Raw genomic sequence first — 24,254 nt, forward strand, 5'->3', positions numbered from 1 at the left:
GTTTTCAGTGTCATTTGTATTTCGAATGTACCGGGTAAGGCCTTGCAGCAATTGGGAGAAACGTTGGGCATAGATATCCCCCTGCGATGGAAGCAGCCAAGTGCTGTTGATTTCCAGCTGAACGCTGGGAACGCCGAGAGAGGAGGCAAATCGTGTGAGCGTAGGATGCTTGGCGGCAGGGAAGTAGTCGTCTGAGAAGTTGCGAAGCCCTTCCTTGCGCAACGCTTTGCGCAAGGAAGGGACGATATCCGTGCGGCTCAGCAACGACGTCCCTTCCATGGTGCCAAAGTCGACATCGTAGGGGCGCGAGGTGCTGCTGCCGTGGAGGTCAATCAATAGCTTGGGCTTGTGCTGTTTGATCAGCTCGGCGACTTCGGCCTTGAAGGCATTGTCGTCGTAGTAGTTGGGGTCGGATGGGCTGCGGTATTGGGTATAAATGACCGTTGCGCAGGTTAAGGTATTGAGCAGTTTGGCCAGCGCCGCCGTGCCTGCGCCGTCGGAAAAACGATAGCTGCCTTCTCGATAGGGCTTCGTGGCGTGGGGCGCGGTGATGAGGACGGGCGTACTGCCTTTGAGGACGGCATACCAAGCGGTGTCGGTGGGGGCGGCTGTGGCACTTTGAGCCTCGATCGCTGTTTCAATCGTTAACGCTTCTTGTATCTGCGACGGCTCGATGAGGGCGCGTTCTGCCTGTGCCACTCCCATGGTAGTGAGCAAGCCGATCGCCAGCGTTACGCTGATGGCGCGTGGGCGCAAGTTCATGAGGAGATGCTCAGGCCGGGTGTGGCCGCAGTTTTTTGGTGATGCGCGCGCACCCTGTAATTTGGTTGAACTGCACGTAATGGGCTTGCGCCGTCCATTCCTCGACCAGGATCAAATACTCGGCCGGCGGATTGATCTGGCGCAGATAACCGCACAGCAGGCGTGTGCGTCGCGCGTTCATCGGCTGCTTTAGTGTCAAGATGACGTTGTCTGCGGCACGGCATTCAGTGATCTCCATGACTGAGCCCCTCATCGAGTGCTGGCGGCAAACGTGCTGGCCCAGTATCAGAGGCTGGGGATTCTCGCCGCGTGGCGTTCATTCTCAGATGAGGCGTTGCAGGCGTCTACTGTCATACTTGACAGTCCTTTAGTCGGTTGTGCACTGCCGTGACCCATTCCTCGACGTAACGGGCGTTAAATGATTCAGAGGCACAGACCGTCGACTACGTGCGCTCAGCTTCAAGTAACAGCGGGCTGCCTCACCTTGCGACTTAACCCCGGTGTCTTGCCCGTAATACGCTTGAATGCGCGACTGAAAGCGGCTTGGGATGTATAGCCCAAGCGCTGTGCTACCTCTTCGATCGGCAGCCTTTCGAGGGTCAGCCACTGGCTTGCGAGCCGCATTCGCAGTTCGGTGACATAGCGCAGCGGCGTCATGCCAATCGTCACCTGGAAGCGATCCGCGAAGGCTGAGCGTGAGGTATTGCATTGCTCTGCCAACTGGGCAACGGTCCAGTCGCGGCCCGGTTGTTGATGGAGCGCTAGCAGTGCACCGGCCAAGCGGGGATCGCGCAAGGCGGCGACCAGGCCAGAGGCATTACCGCAGGCGCACTCCACCCAGCCGCGAACGACCATGGCGGCCACTACGTCGGCCAACCGCGCAAGGATACCGGCGAAGCCCACACGTGCGGCGCTGACTTCGCGCTCCATGGTGGTCAGAATAGGCACCAGTCCAGGGTAGCGCTGGCCGTCGGCATCAATCAACATCAGGCCCGGCATCAGTTTGCCGAGGCCATGGATGCTGCCCAGTTCAAACTCCATACAACCACTGAACAAAATGGTGCTCGGCGTTGGGCTGGCATCGGTTCCGGTGTGCACCGCGCTCACGGTGTCACCGAGTGGGACGCCGTCTAGGCGGTCGATGTCCTGAACGGGAACGTCCGCATGGGAATACAGTTGATGGGCCGCGCCGTGGGAGATGAACACGGCGTTGCCGGCAGACAGCGCGTAGGTGGTGCCGTCCTCCATTCGCAGGACCGCATTACCGACGGCCATGAAGTGGAACCAGGCATGCCCAGGTTTTTCAGCGAAGCCCAAACCGAAACTCGGACTGGTTTGTATACGCCGGTATTCGACGCCACGCAGGCGCATGCCGCGCAACAGCTCGTTGATGAGATCCGAGGCAAGAGCAAACTGTTCTGCAGACATTGTTCAGGTGTTTTAGTCAAAAATGAGAGATTTTGGATCATAGATCATCCGGGTTCGCGCGCCTAGACTGCGGGTCGCCATGATGATTGGGAGATCCCTGTAATGACTGACTGTGTGTGTAATGCCGTATCCAACCGCCATCCCGACGCCTTCTCGGATGCAGAGCCTGCGGCCCCCGCGTGGATGGCCGTCTTCTCGTTGGCAATGGGGGTGTTCGGATTACTGACCGCGGAGTACCTTCCGGCCAGTTTGTTAACACTGATGGCGACTGATCTGGGCGTGTCCGAAGCACTGGCTGGCCAGGCGGTAACGGTGACAGCAGTGGTAGCGCTGTTCGCCGGTTTGTTGGTGCCAGGCCTGACCCGCAGCATCGACCGACGTTGGGTGTTGTTGGGGTTTTCCACGTTGATGGTTGCCTCCAATCTTTTGGTCGCCGTTTCTTCCAGCTTCGCGGTGCTGCTGTTGATGCGCATCTTGCTGGGGATTGCCCTTGGCGGGTTCTGGAGCATGGCTGCGGCGGTGGCGATGCGCTTGGTGCCAAGTGCGCTGTTGCCTCGGGCTCTGTCGATTATTTTCAGTGGGATTGCCATCGGGACGGTCGTTGCAGTACCGCTGGGCAGCTATCTGGGCGGGCTGTACGGCTGGCGCAGTGCGTTCTTTGCAGCGGCGGCGGTCGGCATGGTGACCCTGGCGTTTCAGTCATTGACGTTGCCGCGCCTCGCGCCGCGCCGGCCGGCACGTCTGCGCACGGTTTTCGAAGTGTTGCAGCGCCCGGGCATCGCCATGGGGATGTTCGGTTGTGTGCTGGTGCACAGCGGCCACTTCGCGATGTTCACCTACGTTCGGCCATTCCTGGAAGGCACTACCGGCATCGGCCCGCAAGGGCTGTCGCTGATGTTGCTGGGCTTCGGGGTGGCGAACTTCGTCGGCACACTGTTGGCCGGCAAGTTGCTGGAGCGTCACCCGCTGGCCACTCTGGTGTTAATGCCTGTGCTGGTCGGGGTTGCAGCACTGGCGTTGGTGCTGTTGCCGCCCTCGTTGCCGGGGCAGGCGGTACTGCTGGCAATCTGGGGCTTGGCCTTTGGCGGTGTGCCGGTGGCGTGGTCGAACTGGGTCGCCAGCGCGGTACCTGATCAGGCGGAAAGCGCCGGGGGGATGGTGGTGGCCTCTGTGCAGTCCGCCATCGCCACGGGCGCCGCCGCTGGCGGTGCAGTGTTCAGCCTCGGTGGCAGCGCGGGCGTATTCATAGCGGCAGCGGTGCTGATGCTGCTGGCTGCGGTGCTGATTGCGCTGCGTGTTCGGGTCCCTTCTGTGCATGGCGTTCGCGAGTCCAAGCCCGCGTTGCACCTTTGATTCGGATTTTCAAACCGCCTCGACCTTCTCTAGAGCCCCCGCAAAGGCGGGGGCTCAAGGTTTGATGTTGATTGAGTTAGCCTGCCGACCAGACTATTACCCATACCTATCTATCCCATCCAACGATGATTCACTCCCTAGGCTGGCTGCTTCGACAGCTACCTTTGAAGAGTGACTTCATGCCTGAAAGCAATCCACTGTTACTGCCCTACGACCTGCCACCGTTCTCTGCCATCCGAGCAGAACACTTGGTGCCCGCCATTGAGCAGATCATCACTGAAAGTCGCAACACCACCGCCACGATCATTGCCAGCCAGACGCCATTCCCCACCTGGGACGACCTGGTGCAAGCAGTGGAGGCGTTGGAGGCTCGCCTGGATGGCGTTCTCAAAATCATCGAGCTGCTTGACTCCCACCCCCAAGGGCCTGCATGGACGCTGGCATCACACCGCAGTTATGAGCTGGCCATGCAGTACAGGGTTGAGTTGGCCGGGAACAACGACCTGTATCAACTGCACCGACAACTTGCCGACAGCCCGATCGCGACCCTTTTCAATGAACAACGCCACAGCGCGTTGCGTAAAATATTGCGCAAGTACCACTTGGCTGGCCTTGATCTTTCTCCTGAAAAGCAGCGACGGCTGAAAGCGTTGAACCTGCAAATCGATGAATTCAGCCACGAGTTCCTGCGTCGTGTGAGCGACTCCAGTGACGCATGGCGTAAGCACATTCAAGACAAGGCGCTGCTGAGCGGACTACCTGACGCAGCCCTGGCGCGCATGGAGTTCGCGGCTCGGGACGCAGGCCTGGGGGGATGGTTATTAACCCTTTCGAAGCAATCCTTTCAGGAGGTGATGAGCTACGCCGACCATAGAGCCTTGCGCCAGGAAATGATGCTGGCTTACTACAGCCGTGCCGTGGGCACGGGGCCTGACGCCATTGCCACTGACAATGAAGCGGTTCTGACCGTGTTGCTCGACAGTCGTCACCAGAAAGCACAATTGCTGGGCTATGCCAACTTCGCCGAGCTGGCGCTGGTGGAACAAATGGCGGAGACGACCGATGAGGTCACTGCCTGTGTGCATCAACAGATTGATCAGGCACGCACGACATTTGCCCATGATGCACAACAACTGCAACGCTATGCCGCGCAACGGGGAGTCGATGCGCTAGAACCGTGGGATTACGACTTTTTCGCGGAAAAAATTCGCCAGGACGTGGCGGGTGTCTCCCAGGACGCAGTGCGCCTCTACTTCCCGTTGGAGACAGTGCTGCAACGCTTGTGCACGTTCACCCAAACGCTGTTCGGCGTTGAGCTGATTGAACAAGCCACGGTCGATACCTGGCACCCGGATGTGCAGGTATTTGAACTCAGGGAGTACGCGCAGCCGATTGGACATTTGTTTATTGACCCTTATCGCCGCGTGGCGGGCGGCGAAATTGGCGCCGCAATGGGCTTGCGCAATCACCGAATGACTGCCGAGGGGCGCCCACAACGGCCCATAGCCGTGCTGCGCAGCCAGTTGCCACGACCTACGGCGGCCCAGCCTTGCTTGCTGGATCACCTGCAATTGAGGGTCCTATTGCATGAGTTCGGACACTGCCTGCAGCATCTGTTGTCCGCCGCCCCCTACCGGGCGATTTCGGGCATGGGCCAATTAAGCCACGATACGACGGAGTTCTTCGGCCTAGTGCTGGAGCAGTTCTGCCTTACGCCGTCGTTCCTGATCTATCTATCCGGGCATGTGCAGACGGGAGATCCCTTGCCTGACAAAATGGCGACGCAAATGAGCCGATTTGCTCATACCCAGACCAGTCAGGAAACCGCCAGTATTTTGCTCACGGGCCTCGTTGACTTCGAGTTGCACCGCACCTATGGCGACGGGCGCACACCGCATGAAGTATTCACCGACGCCAATGTTGAAGTCGGGCATTTGCAGTGGCCTGATGGCGCTCGTCCGATCAACAGTTTCGAACAACCGATGGGTAGCTATGGCGCCAAACTGTATTCCTACACGTGGTCCGGCGTTCTGGCCCGCCAGGCGTTTGAGCGGTTTGAGCGTGATGGCCTGTTCAACCCGCAGACCGGGAAAGCCTTCCGGGACGCGTTCATCACTGAGGGCGATACCGGTACTCTGTTGAGCGCACTTGCGCTTTTCCGGGGGGACGGCGCGGGATGTGTCGGGCATTCCACCGGGGTATGAAGCGCTGGTGCATATGTAGCCCCTGAGCTGAAACGTGGAACGCCAGAGTGATCTTCAGTAGCCAGTCCGGTATGGAGAGCATTCAATGAGCACCGACACCCCACCGTATTTTTTCAGCGAAACCCAAACTGATCGCACGCAACTGAGCGAGCGCCAACGCACCCGTAACTTTACCCTCAAGGACCTTGACTGGTTCGATTCCGTTTACCTGGCCACCGATGCTTTGCGCCAGGCACAAAAAGCACCGATGCACGTCCAGACCCTGCAGCTGAACGTGCTCGGTCAACCGGCTATTGAACTTGCAGGTGCATTCGTCATGAGCCCCGCCCCGGAAGGTGGGGTTATTCTCTATACGCCAGCGCGTGGTCTGGAAAAGCTGGAAAGCCATGAAGCACTCAAGACGCAACTGGGTTCGTGGCTCAAAGACGCGTCGCAGCGCCAAGCGTTGCTTGATTACCTTTCCATCTCCCAGCAACTAACCCTAACCCCCACTGCGACCCTGACGATTACCGCACACACCGTGGCCGGCGCTGTCTTCGAAGCACAACATACGACCCTCTCCAACAACCTGCTCGACAATGCCCGTTTGATGCGCGAGGAGCTGCTCAAACTGCCCAGTTTCACTTCGCTGCTGGATGAATACATTTGCACTGAATTGGCTCAGTCTTTTACGGGGGGCGATCAGCACCACATCCAAGTGCAGAGTTATGTCATCGATGCATCCCGAAAATCAGGCAACTCTGATACGCCAACGCCCCGACATACGAACACCCGCTCCTTGAGCGAAACCGTGCTCAGGTATTTCGTCGCCAATGACTGGCCTGCCGGGGAGACCCGGCGCTATTACAACCCCCAGCAGCCTACTCGGGAAGCTGATGATCAGTTGCGTTGGGACGTATCAGTCCAAGGATTGGCCCGGGGCTTGAAAGTATATATGAAGCAACAGCCCAAGACATTTTGGGCGCTGCCGGCCGCCGCAGGGCTCTCACGACTACAACTTTTTACCCATGCTATGGCCAATGCCTTTTTCACGGTGGCGTTGGAGCAACAACAGCAAACTACGATGACGGTTGAGCAGCGTCTGCAACTACAGGCCTTGCCGCTCAAGGCTGCGCAGCCCGCGACAACGCTTGCTCCTGCGATCGATGTTGAAAAGGCACTGCTGAGTGAGCCTGAACAGGCCCCGGCCGAGCTGGCAGGCACACTCATCATCAGCAGTAACAAAAGCGACGATGGCTCGCCCTGGCTGCTCTATACCCCCCACCAGGGCCTGCAATCGTTTACCGAGTTGGGAGCACTCAAAACCCACCTGCTTGATGGTCTCAACCCGCGGCAGCATGCGGATGCCTGGAGATCACATCTATCCAGGCCGGAACGCTATGACGAAGTAGACCTGCTGGCTTGCGACGTCACCAAAGCCCCCATCACCGGGGTTATTTTCCAACGCATCATGGAGGGCATTGTCGAAAAACAAGGTCGCAATCTTGAATACGCCCTTGATCAGTATCGCCTTAGCCAGGGCACGATGGACCTCGACGCCCTGGTTGATCATGTGCTGGATGTGCGTGGCATGATTGACCCCACATTACTGACCTTCGAACCCATGGGGCGTTGGAGTACCCAGTTGGCAGAGACCTGGACGGCGACGGTGACTGAACCCAGGATTCCACCAACGCTGGCTGCAATGCGCACAACTGTGCATTTACTCGAAAATGTCAGCGCCGAAATCGAACAACACCTATCGTTTCGCCCCTCCCTGGAGCGTTCCGTTATCACCTATCTCAATACCAAACTGCACGCCATCAAGCAGCAACACTTGCAGGCCGCGTGCCTCTCTGTACGCCAATACAGCAACCCTTCGAGTGACACTGACAAACCTCAACTGCTCTCATCGAGCAGTATGGTCGACTATTTTCTGGCGCGTTTATGTGGCGAAGCGGGCCCACTTATCGATCCGCTTAACACGCACGTCTATTCAACTGCTCCTGGCAAACCCGCCACCAAGGTCTCAGGCATGGACGCCACTGCCTTCAATACGTTGATCAACAGTGCAGTCGGTGGGTTTAAACAGTACCTGTGTAGAACCCACAGCGTGTCCCCCAACATGCAACCCTTGCTGAGAAAGGCAATGGAGATGGGCTTGACAGGGGAAGTGCAAGTCAGGCTCTGGAACAATGCTTTATTGCCTCTCGACTACGAAGTGCTTTTGACCGTGTTAGGTATTTACGCCAGAGACTTACGCACTGGCGTCAATGGGTTCCGCCCTGATGCGTTTTCTTTGCAGGTCGTACCGACTGGGCAGAGTACCCCGCTGGTACTCAATAACTGTTTCGTGCTGACCGAGCGCGGTGGGCTTGACCCTCAATATTGCGGTCGCACGCTGCTATGGACACCCGAGTTGGGCCTGGAAAGTTTCCACTCATTGAGTCACTTCAAAGCAGAGCTGGACCGACGCCTGGCAATCCCGGACGAACGACAGGCTTTCCTGGCGAACCTGGCGCAACCGGATTGGGATTCACATCCGCGCTATGCGCTCAGTTCCCTTGAACTGATCGAGGATAACCTCGTCGAGCACTTGCAACGAACCTATGCTCAACAAAAAGACCGTGAGCTGACGCACATCCTGTCCATGAAACTGTCGGTCGAACAGTTGCGTAAGCTGTGGCAGGTTCAAGCCACACAAAACCTGGCGCCCACCAACGTGCAGCGTGCCATGGACATGGTCCGGGCCATGATCCTGCAACAGGGTTTGCAATGGTTCGGCAACGCCAGTGCTGTCGATCAACAGCTCTATGTCGAATTGTTGGAGCAGTATCGAAACAATGTCACCGACAATCAGGATTACCTGCACGGGATCGACTCCCTGGCTCAGTTCACGCGCAAGAAACTCCGCACTTTACTGAAGGCGCTTGATGTTCAGGACAGCGTCGCACCTGATGACGTCGAAGTCGGGCTACCGGGGCAGGGCAGTACACCTGCCCGCAATCAGTCGCTGCTGGACTATGCCTTGAGTCATCAATCGTATTGGAAGGATGAGGTGCCCCTCGTCGCCAGCACCGGGACAACGCCGCTGCCTGACACCCTGGATGGGCAGACGCTGAAAACGCGGACACAGGCGCTGAACATCAACGCGGCTTATCAAACGTACATCCAATCCGCATTGGGCTCCGCCAGCTCGGACTTTGCGCAACGCTCTACGCGATTCGCCAAGCAACTGCCGTGGCAACTGATGCAATACGCGCATGGCATGAGGTTGCAAGGCCAGCTTTCAGCGGCGGCCTTCGGGCTCATTCAACAGATCATGGACATGCCCGATGCGATCGCTCGTGCGACAGTGGTGGATGCCAACGCGATGATCCGCCCTTTGCAACTGCTGGTTGATGGAGGGAGGAAGACGATCAAGATCCCTGGGGTTTACCTGATCGGTCCCACCTCGGGTGACGAGGGGCCTCTAGTCCTTTATGCCCCCTATAGCCCAGGCTACACCCTTAAGGAATACACGGTGGAGGCCGCACTGCGTGCCGAGTTGACAGCCTCTGGTGCCTTACAACGTTGGGTTCGGCTGGTGGTCCCGGCCGTTGACCACGCGGCACTGACCAGCGCACTGGAGCAACCCCAAGCCAACACCACTCTCCAACTGGCATCCAACCCCATCACCGCGCCCTTGTTCAACCAGTTGTATACCGACAATGTCGAGCTGCTGACAACGCTGCTGGGCTGCCAAAAAACCGCTGATGCAGGCACCGCCTGGGAGACGGCCAAGGCCGTGTTCTCTGAGGGAGTGAAGCAGGCCATCGTGTTTTTTGCCGGAAAACTGGCTTACCCCTTGGTGGTCTGGCAGAGCTTCAAACTGTTCAAAGCATCTTCCGAAGAGCTGCAAAGCCACCAATGGCATGAGGCACTGGGGCATTTCATTGGAGGGGTTGCCTTGCTGGTCGGTTTGCGCGATTCCATGCCTCCTGTATCAGAGGGCGGCATGCCCCCGGCACCCGAGCCGATCCCGCCGCCTTCCACACCTGCGGCCTCTGTGGTGTCCTGGCCCGCGCTGGACATTACCGCTGCTTCCCGCACCCGGCTCCAGCGTTTCGAAGTCCTTGAACCGAGCTTGGCCAACCTGATCAAAGACACCTCACTCAACCTTTACCGATCGACCTCCAACCATTACTACGCGGCGGTGGCAGGGAAAGTGTTCCAAGTCATCAAGCATGGCCAGGGTTGGCGCATCATCGGTGATGGCGAAGTCGGTCCTGAGGTACAGCTCAACCCTCGACAACAGTGGATGCTCAGTAGCGCCGGCCCAGTGCTGACGGGGCGACGCACACTTGCACGATTACTTAATCGCTTCTACTCCGAGCCATTTGCGCGCTCCAGTATGAATGTATTGGCCAGCGGGATGCGCGAGATACGAGCGCTTTACGCTCGGGAGTCCTGGGTTATCACCGATGCACTTGCCTTGGCGACATTTTATGCAAAGAACGCCCAGGAAAATTTGCGCCTGATCGCACAAACCCCCCTTGCTGCACCTGAGCTCGTTAAACAGATCAAAGCGTTTTTCGGCTTGCAGACGCTCGAGGTCGAACACCTTGAAAAAATTCAGGAGATCGTCGATACGGTCTGCACTGCGTTGATGGAGCCCTCACTGACCTCCTCGGACTCAACGCGATTTGTCATTGGCCGTTCGCGGTTGCCGGCTCTTCAGGGCGGGCACACGTTGATGGCCTTTACGATTGTCCCTGACCCCCTTCAACTGGTGTACTTGACCGAGGTGTTTTTCAATCCAGGTCTGAAATACGGTCATTTGTTGATAAAACCGTTCTATGTCAGCGTCCATGCCCGTGCCACTACCCTCATTCACGAAATCACTCATCATGTATGTGAGACGTTGGACTTGGCTTACGTGCATTCCACCCATCCCTTTGATGACCTGATTGATCCACAAACCCCTGAGGGCCGTAACACTAAAATAACCCTGGAAAACCGCCATCTTTCAAGGCTGTCGCTCAATACCCCGACCCATGAATTGTTCCAGGTTGTCGATATTGCAACCGGCCTCAAAACAGACCCTACACAGGGCACGGCGACACAGCATGTGCTCGACAGGCTGCTCACCGTTACCGGCACCCAAACCCTCGCCGATGCCCGGCGAGTTTTCCGCACCGATCCGCTTAAACGCATCCTGACGGTACTTAACAACGCCGACTCCGTCGCCTACCTGATTGCACAGCTGGGACGTCGAAAAGAGAGACCTGTTGGCCTGACCAGCGATTTGCCCTGATTTGCAATGCTCATGGCTACAGGCTCGCAGTGCAGCCCGTTGCAAAAGGACCCGGTGCGAGACGCTGCCGCCAACGACGGTGCAGTGTTGAAGGGGATCTATGCCGATGTGACGCCGCCCCTGGATCACAAGCTGTTTCTGGGGTTGCTGGCGAGCGTGCGGTAGCCCTGCAACGCCGGTTCACGGGGCAGCCGCTGGGTGCCCGGCTTGCTGAGCGCTATTCAATTTTTAGATAACCGTTGACAGTCCCCTGCGTCCCGCCCTCAATCGTCCCCGGCTGTGCGAGTTGATGGCCATCTGATAGTCATCTGAAAAGGGACCAAGGATATGGGCGTTTTCGATTACAAGAGCATGAAGGGCGAGCACGCCAAGGCGCTGCTGAACAATGCCTTGGTTTTATCCGAGTACGCGTATGACTCCACTGGCAAACCCCTGGCGACGGGTGGCTGGGCGCCTATTGGGGCGCAGGCACTGGGCGTGACGCAGAAGGTCGACACGCAAGGCACCTTTTGGGGCGAGACCGCCTTGGCCCCATCAGCCAACGTTGAGATTCTCGGGCAGTACGATGGGGGCGGCAGGCTGATTGCCATGGGCATCGCCTTTCGCGGCACGTCCTTTGGCTTGACCTGGGATGGCGCGGGTGATGTGGCCAGCGACCTGGCGGCCGCAGCACTGCCTGGATACGCCGCCAATTACGCCAAGTTCGCCTTCAGCGCCCTGCTCGAAAACGTCGCTCGTTACGCCGCGAGCCAGGGCTTGAGCGGCAAGGACATCCTGGTCACCGGCCATAGCCTCGGCGCACTGGGCGCCAACAGCGTGGCGACTTTGAGCCACGATCACTGGGGCGGCTTTTATCAGGACGCCAACTACGTAACCTTTGCCTCACCCACTCAGCGCTCGGGTGATACCCAGGTGTTGAATATCGGCTATGAGAACGACCCGGTGTTCAAAGCCATTGATGGCAAAGGCATCAATACCTCGGCACTCTTCTGGGGTAACGACCGGGGCTGGGATTCAGCCGCAAACAACCTCGTCAGTTTTACCGATAATTACGCGTCGTTCTCGGCACATTTACCCAATACGCTGAATTGGGGCGTTGCCAAGGCTCACTCCTTGAGCGGTTATATCGAAGGCTTGGAGCGTATCGCGTCCTCCGAGTTCTACGATCTGACGAGCAAGGATTCGACCATCGTGGTCTCCAGCCTCACAGAGGCTGCGCGTGAAACCACCTGGGTAGAAGACCTGAACCGCTACGCTGAAAAACACACCGGTAACACCTTTATCCTCGGCACCGAGGGCAACGACCTGCTCAAGGGCGGAGCCGGCAATGACTTCCTGGAAGGCGGCGCGGGCAATGATCGTTTTCGCGATGACGGTGGCTACAACATCCTGCTGGGCGGGCAGGGCGATAACGTCTTCGAACTGCACAAACCACTGGCCAGCTTCGGCTTTGCCAACGATGGCGATGGCACGCTCTATATCAACGACGCCTATGGCGGCATCAGTATGACCCGGGATATTGGTGCGCTGGTGAGCCAAGAGAAGTCCTACATATTGTGGAATTCAGTCCCCTGGAGCACCTACGACGTCACCTATAACGTAACCGGCCAAGGCCTGCTGGCCGGCACAGCCTTGACGCCCTACACGGCCTCTGCCAACGGCGATGCGCAGGACAATATCCTCACCGCTCATGCTGCAGGGGAATGGTTATTCGGTTTGGGCGGTGACGATCATTTGATCGGTGGCCAGGGCAATAATGTGTTCGTCGGTGGGGAGGGCAATGACCTGATGGTGTCGGGTGGTGGCAGCAATACTTTCCTGTTCAACGGCCTCTTTGGCAATGACCGGATCGAGGGGTACCAGGGCAGCGATAAACTGGTGTTCATGGGGATTCCTGACCTGGGCCAGCAATACGATTACCGCTCCCATGTCTCGATGTTCGAGGACAATGCGCTGTTGTCGTTTGGCGACAACTCGGTGACGTTGGTTGGCGTAAATATGACTGAGTTGAATGGGACGGGGATTTATATTTCCTGAATCTCCAAGCAACGGTGATGTGACGCTGAACCTGTGGCGAGGGAGCTTGCTGCCGTGACGGCCTGTCAGCCTAGGCGTATCTACCTGATTCCCCACATTTGGATCGCGGCGTGTCAGTGAGAGCAGCGTCTGCTGTCAGACCGCTACGGGAGCAAGCTCCCTCGCCACAGGTGCGGCGCGCACCCCCCTCACTAGCTACATCCTTGTAGCCAGTGAGGGGGGGTAAGTTGCATCAGACGGGATATCTCGATGCTATCCACTACGGGTTTGTCACCGATTTCAAACCCGTTGCCTTACAGCCTCCGGTTACTTGAGCGTAACGTCGAGCATCGGCGGGATGTAACCGTAGTCATACTCAGCGACCACAAACGTTTGCTGCCCTTTGATCTTGATACCCACCGTCGGTGCTTCGGTGCCGCCGATACGGATCTGCGTGCCGGTGCCGTCGGTCGGTACGCTGTCGATGAAGGAGGTCACCAGGCCGTTGGGCATGACGCAGTGCGAGTAGGTCTGGAACGGTTGGGAGGACGGGTTGCCCAGTACCAGGCCAGAGCCGTTCAAAGGCACATACGGGCCGAACAGCGAATCGGCGACGAAACCGTACACCCCGTCCGGGCCGGTTACACCGTCGGCGTAGGTGAAGGTGTGGCTGATGGTGAACAGGTAGTACTTGCCGTCCTGGAACACGAAGTGCGGGCGTTCGGTCTGGTCGTTGACGCCGACCGCGGTCAGCAGCGGTGGCAGCATTTCCCAGTCGTCGCCGTCTTCGTCGCGGGCCACGGCGATACCGACGCAGGCAGTCTGGAAGCGCGAGTTACCGACGTCTTCATAACCTGGCGGCACGTCGCCGATTTCGGCTTTACCGACCTTGTGCGAGCCGCGTTCGCCGGCCACGTTACCTTCGAACAGCATGTACAGCTTGCCGTCTTTCGGGTCGCGGAACGGCCATGGATCGCGAAAGCCCCAGAACGCATTTTGCGCTTCGGTCTGGTACATCTTGCCGTCCGCCTCGAACAGCGGCTTGACCTTCTCAAAGCCCACCAGGCTGACACCATGCTCGGTGGTCACCACGCGGCCACGCACCTTGACGATGGTCGCGCCGGGCGTGACGGCGGTGTAGTACAGGTCCACTTCGCCTTGTTCGTTCAACAGGATCGGCGTGCCGGCCCACTCGCGCACGGTGGGCGAAACTCCTTCAGCCATTACCCGGCCGCCGAGCTTCCAGTCTTTGCCGGTGCGGGAGAACCAGTAGTACATCTTTGCCCGGCCATGGCGATCGTTCCAGTCGCGGATGACGTCGTAGTTGCCATTCTGATCGAGGTATTGCGGGTCGTTCGGGTGGCGATCCGCGGTGAGGGTGAAGATCACCGACCAGCCATCGACGGAGGTGATGTTGCCGTCGATATCACGCAGCGGCATGGTGTCCCAGATAAACACCTCGTCACTCAATACCGGGAAGTTCGCGCTGACCAGCGGCTGGGTGGTGGTGGGGTCGTCCGCATGCACTTTAAGCGCATCGGCGCGGGTCCACAGGCTGGGTTGATGGGGTGTTTTGCCAAATTTCGAAGGGGTGCTTTTCATAGTAAGTCTCGTCCATGAAGGGAATCAAATTACTGTATTCATATACAGTGATTTGACTTTAGAAGACTCGATTCCCGTGGTCAAGGCAAAAAATGCATTTGTGCATGATTTGGCTTTTTATAGGAGCTGAGACGTTTCAGCTTGTCTTGTTTGAAGAGGTTCGATCATTAAGTAGATCGGCGAAGTTGCCCGCATGATGGCGGCAAACCAAGCGCCAGGCAGAGAACCTAAAAATAATGAACCCTGCCCGCACCCGCGCACCAAAAGTTACATAACCTGGAGGTGCATCATGCAAACCACTTACTTCTGGATAGGCCTGGCAGTGATCCTCGTACTGCTCGATGCGTGGATCATCAACAGCATCTGGCGCAGCGATAACGCCTCGGCAAGCAAGGCAGGCTGGAGTGCGGTAGTCGTGGTACTGCCGTTCCTGGGCGCCGCGATATGGGCGATTGCCGGCCCACGGGGTGTCACCAAGGGACCGTCTTCTCCCGAGCACAGCAAGGGTTGAGTCCGGGCCCGGCTATGAACAACCCAGACCCTGACGACTTACACAGCCGCAATTATCCGGTGCAGGAAAACATGGCCTTGCAGCGCAAGGTCTGGCGCTTTGAGCGGGTGGGGTGGTATGCGCTGCTGGTGTTGATCGGGCTGAGCCTGGCGGGCCTGTTTTCCAGCGGGCCACTGAGCACCCGTGAGGTGCGCAGTGCCGATGGGCAGTTGCGCGTGGAGTACCAACGCTTTTTACGCAATGGCGCTTCCGATGGGCTGGTGATTCATGTGCTAGGTAAGGCCCAAGAGCCCCTGGAGATTGAGTTGAGCGGTGAGCTGCTGCGCGGTTTCAATATCGAGATGCTGCAGCCTCAGCCGCTCAAGGCCAGGGCGGCCGGGGAGGGTGTGAGCGTCTGGATGCTGAGTGACAGCGCCGGCCAGGCCGTGTTGTACCTGACCTTGCGCAGCGACACGGTGGGCAGCGTGGATACCCAGGTGTCGCGACCAGAAACGGGCGCGTCCGTGCGCTTTTCTCAGTTCATCTACCCTTGAACGCCTGCCCCACGCCTAGGGGCGGGAGCGGCACAGTTTTTCGATCAAGGTGATGAGCGAATCATGGCCAACGGGTTTGCTGACATGCGCATTAAAGCCCGATTCAGTCGCCTTTTTCTGGTCATTGCCAGCGCCATAGCCCGTTAAGGCGATGGCGGGAGCCTGTCGAAGGTGGCCTACTTTACGCAGCTTCTGCATCAGCTCATGGCCATTCATTTTCGGCATGCCGATGTCCGAAATAATCACGTCGTAATGGGCATCCCGGGCTGTTTCAAGCGCGCTCAAAGGGTCGCTGAAGGCGCTCACTTGGGCGCCTTCCATTTCCAGCAGCATGTTCAGCACCTCAACGACTTCGGCTGAATCATCGACCAGTAGAACCTTGAGGCCATTGAGGCGCTGATCTTCGTTCTGGGTAGCGCCGCTATCGAGCAGATGATCCTGCTGTACGCACAGAGGCAGCCAGATCGAGAAGGTGCAACCGAAGCCCAACCCTCGCGACTGCACACTCACCGAACCACCATGGGCCTCCACCAACTGCCGTACCAGCGACAAGCCAATGCCCAGGCCTTCACGCTGATGGGTCTGATGCTGATTTTCCGCTTGCCCGAACAGGTCGAAGATTTTCTCCAGGCTGTCTGCGGCCAGGCCTGCGCCGCTGTCGATGACGTCCAGTTGCGCGCGCCCGTCCGTTCGGCTGACCACCAACTGCACCTGGCCGTCCTCGGGGGTGAATTTCAGGGCGTTGTTGACCAGGTTCCAGATCACTTGCTCGATGCGCGTCGGGTCTACGTCAACGATCAACGGGCCCGGCACCGAAGGTGTCTGAAGGCTGACCTGGCGACGATGACCGTCGGCAAGCACCACGCTATGAATGTCCTTGAGGGTGCGAATCAGGTCGATCGGTTGCTTTTTCAGCTTCAGCTTGCCCGTGCGAACCCGGGCGACGTCCAGCAGGTCGTCAATGATCCGCGCCTGGCTGGACACCGCTTCGCAGATGGTATTGACCGCCTTGATGGCCGGGCCCGCAACCTTGGTGGCGGGCAAGCGCCGCAACAGTTCGGCGTTCAGCTGGATCAGGTTCAACGGATGCTTGAGTTCGTGGGACATCACCGCGAAGAACTCATCCTTGAGGTGGCTGTTGGTCTGGGTTTCCTTCAAGCGCTGATTCTGTTCATCTTGCGTGCGCTTGTGGCCGGTAAGGTCGCGGGCAATCTTGACGTAGCCGCGCAAACTGTTGCTCTTGAGCTGGGTGACCTCGCCACTGCAATAGAAGCGGCTGCCGTCCTTGCGCACGTGCCAGCGTTCATCTTCGCCACGCCCATGTTCGCGGGCGGTGCGCAGTTCGCTCTCCGGCACGCCAGCGGAGCGGTCTTCCGGGGAGAAAATCAGGTCGTAATAAGCGCCCAGCACCTCGTCCTTGGTGTAGCCGAAGATCAGTTCGGCACCGGTGTTCCAGTCGGTGATGGCGCCATGATCATCGAGGATGATGATGGCAAAGTCATGGGTGCTCTCGGCGACCAGGCGCATGCGCTCCTCGCCCAGGCGCAGTTCCTCTTCGGCCTGGCGCCGCTTGGTGATATCAATGAAGGTCAGCACGGTGCCGTCAATGTGATCTTCGCTGGAGCGGTACGGCAGTAACCGCGCAATGTACCAGCGGTCGTCGTTGCTGCTGATTTCCCGCTCGATCATGCTCAGCGACTCAAACACGGTGGTGGCGTCTTCGGTCATTTGCGGGTAATCGAGGCGGTGGGTGATGTCCAGCAGCGAACGCCCGGTGTCCACGGGCAGCATGCTAAAAATATCCGTGGCCCGCGGTGTGAACCAGCGAATGCGCATGTTGCGGTCGACGAAGACCGTGGCAATGTCGGTGGACGCGATCAGGTTGGTCAGGTAATCGTTGACCTTGTCCGTCTCTTCCACCTTGGTCTTGAGCTCGAAATTGACGGTCAGCAATTCTTCGTTGATCGACTGCAACTCTTCCTTGCTGGTTTCCAGCTCCTCGGTGGCCGAGCGCAGTTCTTCGTTGACCGCCTGCATTTCTTCGTTGGAGGCCTTGAGTTCCTCGCTGGAGACTTCCGCCTGTTCGATGGTGTCCTGCAGGTGCAACTTGGTGCGTTGCAGCTCGCGCTCCAGGTTGCTCATGATCGCGTTTTCGGCCTGGCTGACGGCGTCGATGTCGGGCAGCAACGGGTCGACGGCGGTTTCCTGGAAGATCACCAGCACGTAGTCGTTTTCGGTCGCTTCATCGCGGTAGGGGCGGGCGCTGATGTCCACCAGGAAGGGGCCTTGCTCGCGTTGGATGCGGATCTTGCGCGAAGACACCGGGTTATTCGATTGCTGGACCTGGAACAGCGTGGTGCGAATATCCAGGCGCAAATCGGGGTGCACCAGCGTCAGCAGGTTGTGCGTCACCTCGCCGGCCACGTAGCGCAGGAAGCGACCTGCGCCTTCGCTCATGTGCAGGATATCGGCCTGCATATTCACGATAACGCTGGGCGGCGCGGCTTTTTCCAGGGCGCGCAGATGGATGTCCGCGAACGAGACCTTGTTGGGCGCCTTGGTTTCAATCGCCAGTGTCGTGGTGCTCGGGCGCAGATAACCGCCTCGCGGCATGGTCGGGGCGCGGCGCACGGCGGACGAGCCGGCACGCACCCTGAAAATGCGGTTGCGCTTGTCCACCGGTACGAACAGGTCCAGGCAGCCGTCGGCCGACTCCGAGGAACCGAGGAACAAGTAGCCACCGGGGCGCAACGCGAAGTGGAACATTTGCAGGATGTCGCGCTGCACTTCGCGGTCCAGGTAGATCAACAGGTTGCGGCACACGATCAGGTCGATCTGCGAGAACGGTGGGTCGGCCAGCAGGCTGTGTTTGGCGAACAGCACCTTCTCGCGAATTTCCTTGCGCACCCGGTAGTGCTGGTTCTTCTCTTTGGCAAAGTACTGGCGCAACCGTTGGGGCGGTACGTCGGTGATGATCGCTTCGGGGTACACGCCGTTGCGGCCATGGGTAATGGCCCGCTCATCAATATCGGTGGCAAATACCTGCATCTTTGCGCCGCTGGCATCCAGCGCCAGTTGCTCGGCCACCAGCATCGCCAGGCTGTAAGCCTCCTCGCCGGTTGAGCAACCCGCCGACCAGATACGCACCTCCTCACGGTGCGGCACGCTGTCTTCCAGTGACTTCACCAGGTTGGGGATCACGTCTCGCTCAAGCGCTTCGAAGGCCTCGCGGTCGCGGAAGAAGTTGGTCACGCCAATCAGCATGTCGCCCAGCAACGCCTTGGTTTCGTCCGGGTTGGCCTGGAGGAAGTTGTAATAGGTGGCCAGGTCGGGTTGAGCCGTGACCTGCAAGCGCCGCTCGATACGACGCAACACCGTGGCGCGTTTGTAATGCTTGAAGTCATGCCCGGTACTGGCGCGCAGTTGGATCAGAATATCCAGCAACAGTTGTTCGGCCACGGCGGCATCGCGTTCGGAGCTGGGTGGGGTGGTCTTGATCTCCGGGTCGTTGGCGGTGGGCAGCACAATCGACTGGGCATTGCGCCACAGCTCCAGCAGCTTCTGCGGCATTTCCACCACAGGCAACACCAGGTCGACCATCTGGGTTTCGATGGCCGCCAGCGGCATGCCGTCGTACTCGGCGTCTTCCGGGGCTTGCACCAGGGTGATGCCGCCTTGCTCTTTGATCCGTGACAGCCCCACCGCGCCGTCTGAGCCGGTACCGGACAGGATCAGGCAAAACGCGCGTTCTTTATGGGTGTCTGCCAGGTCGCGAAAAAACAGGTCGATGGCAATGTGCGTCCCGTCTTCACGTACGGCAGGCGAGACCGCGAGGTAGCCATCGTTCATCTTCAACAGCTGCGCCGGTGAGATGACGTACACGTGGTTCTTTTCGATGGGCGTGGCGTCATTGACCTGCGACACCGGCATGCGGGTCGTCTCCTGAATGATCTTGTCCGCCACGCTTTGATGGTCGGGCGAAAGATGCAGGATCACCACGAAGGCCATGCCGCAGTCTTTGGGCATGTGCTCAAAAAACGCTTTCACCGCCTGCAGCCCACCCGCCGACGCACCGATACCCACCACCGGGAAACTCAGGTTACTGGGGGTCAGATCTTTGCGTTGCGGTACGTTGGGGGACCGCGGGGGGGCAGACTTCATAAATACCAACCTTGGTTAACGGCGTGCGGAAAGACGGGTGTAGAGGGAAGAACTTGAACAACGAGGGCGAGGGCTGAACCGACAGTGAAATATAGCTGAAAACCTGCTGCCAACAAAAAATGCCTTGAGGCCACCCGGTCATTCGACGGACCACTACGCCCCGGTTGAGACGCGCAACCGTCGGAAGGTTTAATCAAACTGACGAGTGGCCACCGTGGGTGCACGGTTATCCGATTTTCTGAAAATCCGTCTGAACTTCGCTTGCTGGCAAACCCTCGCAAAGAGAAACCCACCCAGGAGAAGCTCTGATGAACAGCTATCCAAAACCACCGTTCCAACCCCAGCAACAGTCCGTACCCGGTGAGCAGCGCAAGATGGACCCGATGCCCGATTGCGGTGAGCAGTCGTACCAAGGCTCGGGCCGGCTCGCGAATAAAATCGCCTTGGTCACCGGAGCCGACAGCGGCATCGGGCGGGCGGTGGCCATTGCCTTCGCACGTGAAGGCGCGGACGTGGCGGTGTCGTATCTGGATGAACATGAAGACGCCAAGGAAACCGCACGCTGGGTCGAGGCGGCGGGCCGTCAATGCCTGTTACTGCCCGGCGACCTGGGCAATGCGGATCACTGCACGGCAATCGTCAACGACACCGTGGAGAAGTTCGGCCGCATCGATGTGCTGGTCAACAACGCGGCGTTCCAGATGACCTATCAGTCGCTGGAAGACATCCCCGACGAGGACTGGGTGAAAACCTTCAACGTCAACATCACCGCGATGTTCCGCATCTGCAAGGCCGCGCTGCCGCACATGGCCGAGGGCAGTTCGATCATCAACACCAGCTCGGTCAACTCCGACATGCCCAACCCCAGCCTGTTGCCCTATGCGGCCACCAAAGGCGCGATTGCCAACTTCACCGCCGGCCTGGCGCAGATGCTCGGCGAGCGCGGGATTCGCGTCAACAGCGTGGCACCCGGGCCCATCTGGACACCGTTGATCGTCTCGACAATGACGGAGGATATGGTGAAAAACTTTGGCGGCAACACCCCACTGGGACGTCCCGGCCAGCCGGTGGAAGTGGCGCCGATCTATGTGCTGCTGGCGTCGGATGAGGGTAGTTACATCTCCGGCGAACGCTACGGTGTGACGGGTGGCAAGCCGATACTTTGATCAGTGATTGAGGAGGGCGGTATGAGCGAAGCCTCGAAGCACCACGAACCGAATCATTCCGAGCGCAAGGTGCGCCCGCCGGCAGCGAAGCGAAACGATAAATCGCAGGCTCCGGCAGGCGGACAACAGGCAAAGGAGCAAGGCGGTGTTGCTCCCGGCGGGCCTTCGACAGACCCTGAGTCAGGGGCGTGAACGCGAGGGGATATACACTCGGCCTGACATCCTGATGGGTTGTCAGGCCGCTATCGCAGGCAAGCCAGCTCCCACAGGCTGACGTTATTTGCGCTTGGAACGATGAATTCGCATCCACTCCCGATAGGCCACTGTACGCTGCGCATCCGCACGTTTCTTCGCCTCGGTAAAGCGCGCCCACGTCTGCGCATCGCCGCTGTAGGACTCAATGATCTCGTACGCCAACGCGTCCAATCGATCCGCTTCGAAAAACATCTCGGCGTTTCGCGCGACCTCATCGTCCCGCCTGTTTGTCGTTGTGTAACCAAGAGTCTGGCTGTTCATCCTCTGAGGCCCTCCGCCCATTGAATCTGTGCCGCGCCACTCCAGCGCACCTGGGTAATGCCGTATTTCTCCGCCATCGGTTTGGACACACGCTTGAACGTGTGTTGTCCAAATTTGGGGATCACCGCCACACCAGCGTCACAACTGGCCCAATGCCAAGCCTCGGCATTGTCCATGCGCGGCGCGCGCACGATGAAGGACTTGGGCTCGCCGTGCAGCTGGTACTCGATAGTGAATAGGTCGTTGTGTTTCATGAGGCCTCCTTGATACTCATGAAGTACAGATATTTGACGTCAAAAAAAATTCAAATAAGTTGTCCGACAATTCGATGACTGGGCGCAGGGCGTGGATGAGGCTTAATCATCTACCGTAAAGGTGACCCATCCAGGCCCATCGGCCGGGCGTTCCAGCTCGGCGATCACCCCGCTGACAGAGGAGCCGTCAGGCAAATTGACGGTAATAAAGTTGGGATTGCCGGGCCAATCCAATGGCGTGTCAAAGTCCAAGCGCGCGATGGTCGGTTTCCCGCTGCTGGCCATTTGGATGCTTTTTGATTCGTTAAGGCGTTCATCTGAGGGTGTTCCAAGATGGCGCGAGGCAGTGATGACACTGGCAGTACCTTGGTAATCGTAAGACATGCTGGGTTACCTCATAAAGGGGAGACAACGAAGATCAAATGTGGGAGCGGGCTTGCTCGCGAAAGCGGTGGATCAGTCACATCAATGTTTAATGGACCGACGCCTTCGCGAGCAAGCCCGCACACAGAGGAGCTGCGCTTGACTGGCTGGCATTCGGGATTTGCCGTGTTCATTTGTGACGAGCTGAATATTTGCGCGCAACGACAACGCCACCCACTAGCAGCGCTGCGCCTATTGCAACAATGCCATAGGGCGTACGGCGGGTTTTCCGCCAGCCGCCTTCCACGCGACGTTCGCCACTTGCCGGGGTGTAGAGGTTGCCCGCCGACGTCGCGGCGCGCTGGCTGCGCTCCAGGCCGAGGCGGGTGAGCCAACCGGATAACCGGGCAAAGCCGGGCAGCAAAAAATGCGCGACACGGGCCACAGTGGCAGCACTGCCTACTGTGGTGCTGTCCCTCGGTTGCAGCGCACAGGCCACCATCGCTTGCGCGACTTTATGCGGGTCATAGACCGGTGGCGGTGGCGTCAACTCGTGGCCGGTAAAATTGCCGCCATCGCGAAAGCCCGGTGTGTCCATCACGGCGGGGTAGATGTCGCACACATGAATATCCGGGTAGTCAGTCAGCTCGCCACGCAGTGCCTCAGTCAGGCCGCGCAGGCCGTATTTACTGGCTGAGTAGGCGACGGCATAGGGCTGGGCTACCCAACTGCCCAGCGACAAGGTGTTGATCAGAATGCCGCGGTGCTGGGCTTTGAAATAGGGCCACACTACGTGGGCGCCGCGCAGGTACCCGAGCAGGTCGGTTTGCAGCACCTGTTCGTGGGCTTCCAGGGGCGTGTCCTCGAAACTGCCGACCGCACCTACTCCGGCGTTGTTGATCCAGATATCGATGCGGCCATTGCCGAAGGCCGCCGCCTGTTCGGCAAGGGCGCGCATCTGGTCGCCCTGGGTCACATCGGTTTTAACGGCGATGGCCTCGGCGCCACGCGCAGCGCATTCCTCGACGACCTCTTCCAAGGCTTTTTCATCTCGGGCCGCCAACACCAAGCGGGTACTTTGCTCGGCAAAGGCGTGAGCAGCCGCGCGGCCAATGCCACTGGAGGCGCCGGTGATCACCACGGTTTTGCCGTGCAGTTTCCCCTTGGCCTGCATGACGCCAGGCGAATCCTCGGGCACGTGGACGGGCACCGGGTGCAGTTGTAGGCGGGCGCCGTCAGTCAGTATCAGGGTCAAGTTTTCGAGGGTGCCAGCGACGCGGTCGGGAAACACCGGTTCGCCTGTGGCATCTAGCTCATCGTAGATAAACGTCTGGCCCTCAAGCCATCCGACTGCCGTCATCAGTTCAGGGCCCAGGTAGTACTTTCCGTCCAGGAAAAACCCGCTGAAGTTCGGGGTGCGCTCCAGGTTTTCCACGGCGTATCGCTCGCCAGGCCTCATTCCGGTTGCGGTATCAATCATCATGACATCCTCCTTTGGCTGGTCTTGGGTAGAGAAGGGCCCGCAAATGATCGTTCAATCCAAATGACTGAATGGCGGCGTCAGTGCCGGTGGGCCTTTTGGGTTGGGTCGGCGATCTGGATAACCGTGCCCTGGCGCCACGCGTCTGCACCGGGTGCGATGGGCGGCGCGGGGATATCGGCGCGAGCCTTTTTCTTTTCGGTACTGTCGATGCCCAGGCGTTTATCTCGCTCGGCGACCATACGCGGGTCGGCCTGGCCGTCAGCGGTGAACCCCATCATCAACTGCGGGACACCCAGGGGCAGGCGTTTATCCAGATCGGTATGCCAGGTGTGCCAGGTCTTGCCGTAGGTGTGCACCAGCTTCTCCATCAGTGCATGCTCCGCCACCTCGGGGATTCCCGGAGCCACCAGTTGCCCTGACTTCACTTCATGCACATGGCTATGCCACAGCGCCTTCTCAGGCGCGGGCAGCGTGTTGAATTGCGCCTCGCTGATGATGTACTCCACGCCCATCAACTTGGCATCCTTGCGGTTGCCGTCGTAGATCACGCACTGGATGACCTCCTCGTTGAGGATTGCACAGTAGTGATGGGCTTCCATTTGTACATCGGGATGGCCGTTGTAGAAG

The 24,254-nt window shown here is 58.8% G+C and carries 18 protein-coding genes; 8 read left to right on the top strand and 10 right to left on the bottom strand.

Going from position 1 to position 24,254, the window contains the following annotated elements; genetic code table 11:
* From GIW04_RS12540 to GIW04_RS12550, 3 genes are all read right to left on the bottom strand, one after another.
* Positions 1–762: hypothetical protein (locus GIW04_RS12540; RefSeq protein WP_236478994.1), on the bottom strand; the 762-nt coding region annotated here is incomplete at its 3' end.
* Between the two features lie 10 nt (positions 763–772).
* Positions 773–1,000: a hypothetical protein gene (locus tag GIW04_RS12545; protein ID WP_034135298.1), complete on the bottom strand. Its 228-nt coding sequence runs from the start codon at positions 998–1,000 to the stop codon at positions 773–775.
* A gap of 221 nt (positions 1,001–1,221) precedes the next feature.
* Complete coding sequence (locus GIW04_RS12550; protein WP_120248358.1) at positions 1,222–2,190, bottom strand: AraC family transcriptional regulator; 969 nt, start codon at positions 2,188–2,190, stop codon at positions 1,222–1,224.
* A gap of 102 nt (positions 2,191–2,292) precedes the next feature.
* Here GIW04_RS12550 and GIW04_RS12555 point away from each other — a divergent pair, with 102 nt between their 5' ends.
* From GIW04_RS12555 to GIW04_RS12575, 5 genes are all read left to right on the top strand, one after another.
* Entirely contained in the window at positions 2,293–3,543 is a 1,251-nt protein-coding gene (locus GIW04_RS12555) for an MFS transporter (protein WP_120248357.1), read from the top strand.
* 179 nt (positions 3,544–3,722) lie between these two features.
* Positions 3,723–5,747 carry a M3 family metallopeptidase gene (locus GIW04_RS12560; protein WP_198757941.1) on the top strand — a complete coding sequence of 675 codons (2,025 nt, stop codon included), beginning with the start codon at positions 3,723–3,725 and terminating at the stop codon, positions 5,745–5,747.
* Between the two features lie 85 nt (positions 5,748–5,832).
* A complete protein-coding gene (locus GIW04_RS12565) occupies positions 5,833–11,022 on the top strand; it encodes a dermonecrotic toxin domain-containing protein (protein WP_120248355.1) in 5,190 nt (1,729 codons plus the stop codon).
* 6 nt (positions 11,023–11,028) lie between these two features.
* On the top strand, positions 11,029–11,187 hold the full coding sequence (locus GIW04_RS12570) for a hypothetical protein (RefSeq protein WP_236478995.1): 159 nt from the start codon (positions 11,029–11,031) through the stop codon (positions 11,185–11,187).
* Between the two features lie 162 nt (positions 11,188–11,349).
* On the top strand, positions 11,350–13,059 hold the full coding sequence (locus GIW04_RS12575; RefSeq protein ID WP_120248354.1) for a polyurethane esterase: 1,710 nt from the start codon (positions 11,350–11,352) through the stop codon (positions 13,057–13,059).
* Positions 13,060–13,365: 306 nt separating this feature from the next.
* Here the strand turns inward: GIW04_RS12575 and GIW04_RS12580 are convergent, their stop codons facing one another.
* Positions 13,366–14,640, bottom strand: coding sequence for a glycoside hydrolase family 68 protein (locus GIW04_RS12580; protein ID WP_120248353.1), 1,275 nt, complete (start codon positions 14,638–14,640; stop codon positions 13,366–13,368).
* 289 nt (positions 14,641–14,929) lie between these two features.
* Between GIW04_RS12580 and GIW04_RS12585 the strand changes: the two genes are divergently transcribed.
* Together GIW04_RS12585 and GIW04_RS12590 are read left to right on the top strand one after the other, a co-directional pair.
* Complete coding sequence (locus tag GIW04_RS12585) at positions 14,930–15,151, top strand: PLDc N-terminal domain-containing protein (RefSeq protein ID WP_003190416.1); 222 nt, start codon at positions 14,930–14,932, stop codon at positions 15,149–15,151.
* Between the two features lie 14 nt (positions 15,152–15,165).
* Positions 15,166–15,684 (top strand): hypothetical protein, encoded by a 519-nt coding sequence (locus GIW04_RS12590; protein ID WP_120248352.1) that lies wholly within the window; start codon positions 15,166–15,168, stop codon positions 15,682–15,684.
* Positions 15,685–15,699: 15 nt separating this feature from the next.
* On the opposite strand, the gene GIW04_RS12595 is transcribed toward GIW04_RS12590, so the two are convergent.
* A complete protein-coding gene (locus tag GIW04_RS12595; protein WP_003190419.1) occupies positions 15,700–19,845 on the bottom strand; it encodes a CheR family methyltransferase in 4,146 nt (1,381 codons plus the stop codon).
* Positions 19,846–20,153: 308 nt separating this feature from the next.
* Here GIW04_RS12595 and GIW04_RS12600 point away from each other — a divergent pair, with 308 nt between their 5' ends.
* Positions 20,154–21,011, top strand: a complete 858-nt coding sequence (locus GIW04_RS12600) for an SDR family oxidoreductase (RefSeq protein WP_120248351.1) — start codon at positions 20,154–20,156, stop codon at positions 21,009–21,011.
* Between the two features lie 276 nt (positions 21,012–21,287).
* On the opposite strand, the gene GIW04_RS12605 is transcribed toward GIW04_RS12600, so the two are convergent.
* The 5 genes from GIW04_RS12605 to GIW04_RS12625 all read right to left on the bottom strand — a co-directional run.
* On the bottom strand, positions 21,288–21,527 hold the full coding sequence (locus GIW04_RS12605; RefSeq protein WP_032892362.1) for a hypothetical protein: 240 nt from the start codon (positions 21,525–21,527) through the stop codon (positions 21,288–21,290).
* Positions 21,524–21,781, bottom strand: a complete 258-nt coding sequence (locus GIW04_RS12610) for a DUF6555 family protein (protein WP_003190423.1) — start codon at positions 21,779–21,781, stop codon at positions 21,524–21,526. The genes GIW04_RS12605 and GIW04_RS12610 overlap by 4 nt, the downstream gene beginning before the upstream one ends.
* A 102-nt stretch (positions 21,782–21,883) precedes the next feature.
* Complete coding sequence (locus GIW04_RS12615; protein WP_032900539.1) at positions 21,884–22,165, bottom strand: hypothetical protein; 282 nt, start codon at positions 22,163–22,165, stop codon at positions 21,884–21,886.
* 169 nt (positions 22,166–22,334) lie between these two features.
* Positions 22,335–23,624: an SDR family oxidoreductase gene (locus tag GIW04_RS12620; protein WP_120248377.1), complete on the bottom strand. Its 1,290-nt coding sequence runs from the start codon at positions 23,622–23,624 to the stop codon at positions 22,335–22,337.
* Positions 23,625–23,704: 80 nt separating this feature from the next.
* The coding region (locus GIW04_RS12625; protein WP_236478996.1) for an OBAP family protein at positions 23,705–24,254 on the bottom strand (550 nt) is incomplete at its 5' end.

Origin of the sequence: Pseudomonas sp. PA-4-8C (assembly GCF_021606625.1) — a bacterium.
GTDB classification, from domain to species: Bacteria; Pseudomonadota; Gammaproteobacteria; order Pseudomonadales; family Pseudomonadaceae; genus Aquipseudomonas; species Aquipseudomonas lactis.

Excerpts from the sequence above, each read along its gene's own strand:
- GIW04_RS12610 (WP_003190423.1), bottom strand. The coding sequence starts at position 21,781 with ATGAAACACAACGACCTATTCACTATCGAGTACCAGCTGCACGGCGAG.
- GIW04_RS12585 (WP_003190416.1), top strand. The coding sequence starts at position 14,930 with ATGCAAACCACTTACTTCTGGATAGGCCTGGCAGTGATCCTCGTACTG.
- GIW04_RS12590 (WP_120248352.1), top strand. The coding sequence starts at position 15,166 with ATGAACAACCCAGACCCTGACGACTTACACAGCCGCAATTATCCGGTG.
- GIW04_RS12560 (WP_198757941.1), top strand. The coding sequence starts at position 3,723 with ATGCCTGAAAGCAATCCACTGTTACTGCCCTACGACCTGCCACCGTTC.
- GIW04_RS12615 (WP_032900539.1), bottom strand. The coding sequence starts at position 22,165 with ATGTCTTACGATTACCAAGGTACTGCCAGTGTCATCACTGCCTCGCGC.
- GIW04_RS12575 (WP_120248354.1), top strand. The coding sequence starts at position 11,350 with ATGGGCGTTTTCGATTACAAGAGCATGAAGGGCGAGCACGCCAAGGCG.
- GIW04_RS12605 (WP_032892362.1), bottom strand. The coding sequence starts at position 21,527 with ATGAACAGCCAGACTCTTGGTTACACAACGACAAACAGGCGGGACGAT.
- GIW04_RS12600 (WP_120248351.1), top strand. The coding sequence starts at position 20,154 with ATGAACAGCTATCCAAAACCACCGTTCCAACCCCAGCAACAGTCCGTA.
- GIW04_RS12580 (WP_120248353.1), bottom strand. The coding sequence starts at position 14,640 with ATGAAAAGCACCCCTTCGAAATTTGGCAAAACACCCCATCAACCCAGC.
- GIW04_RS12555 (WP_120248357.1), top strand. The coding sequence starts at position 2,293 with ATGACTGACTGTGTGTGTAATGCCGTATCCAACCGCCATCCCGACGCC.
- GIW04_RS12595 (WP_003190419.1), bottom strand. The coding sequence starts at position 19,845 with ATGAAGTCTGCCCCCCCGCGGTCCCCCAACGTACCGCAACGCAAAGAT.
- GIW04_RS12545 (WP_034135298.1), bottom strand. The coding sequence starts at position 1,000 with ATGGAGATCACTGAATGCCGTGCCGCAGACAACGTCATCTTGACACTA.
- GIW04_RS12620 (WP_120248377.1), bottom strand. The coding sequence starts at position 23,624 with ATGATTGATACCGCAACCGGAATGAGGCCTGGCGAGCGATACGCCGTG.
- GIW04_RS12550 (WP_120248358.1), bottom strand. The coding sequence starts at position 2,190 with ATGTCTGCAGAACAGTTTGCTCTTGCCTCGGATCTCATCAACGAGCTG.
- GIW04_RS12565 (WP_120248355.1), top strand. The coding sequence starts at position 5,833 with ATGAGCACCGACACCCCACCGTATTTTTTCAGCGAAACCCAAACTGAT.
- GIW04_RS12570 (WP_236478995.1), top strand. The coding sequence starts at position 11,029 with ATGCTCATGGCTACAGGCTCGCAGTGCAGCCCGTTGCAAAAGGACCCG.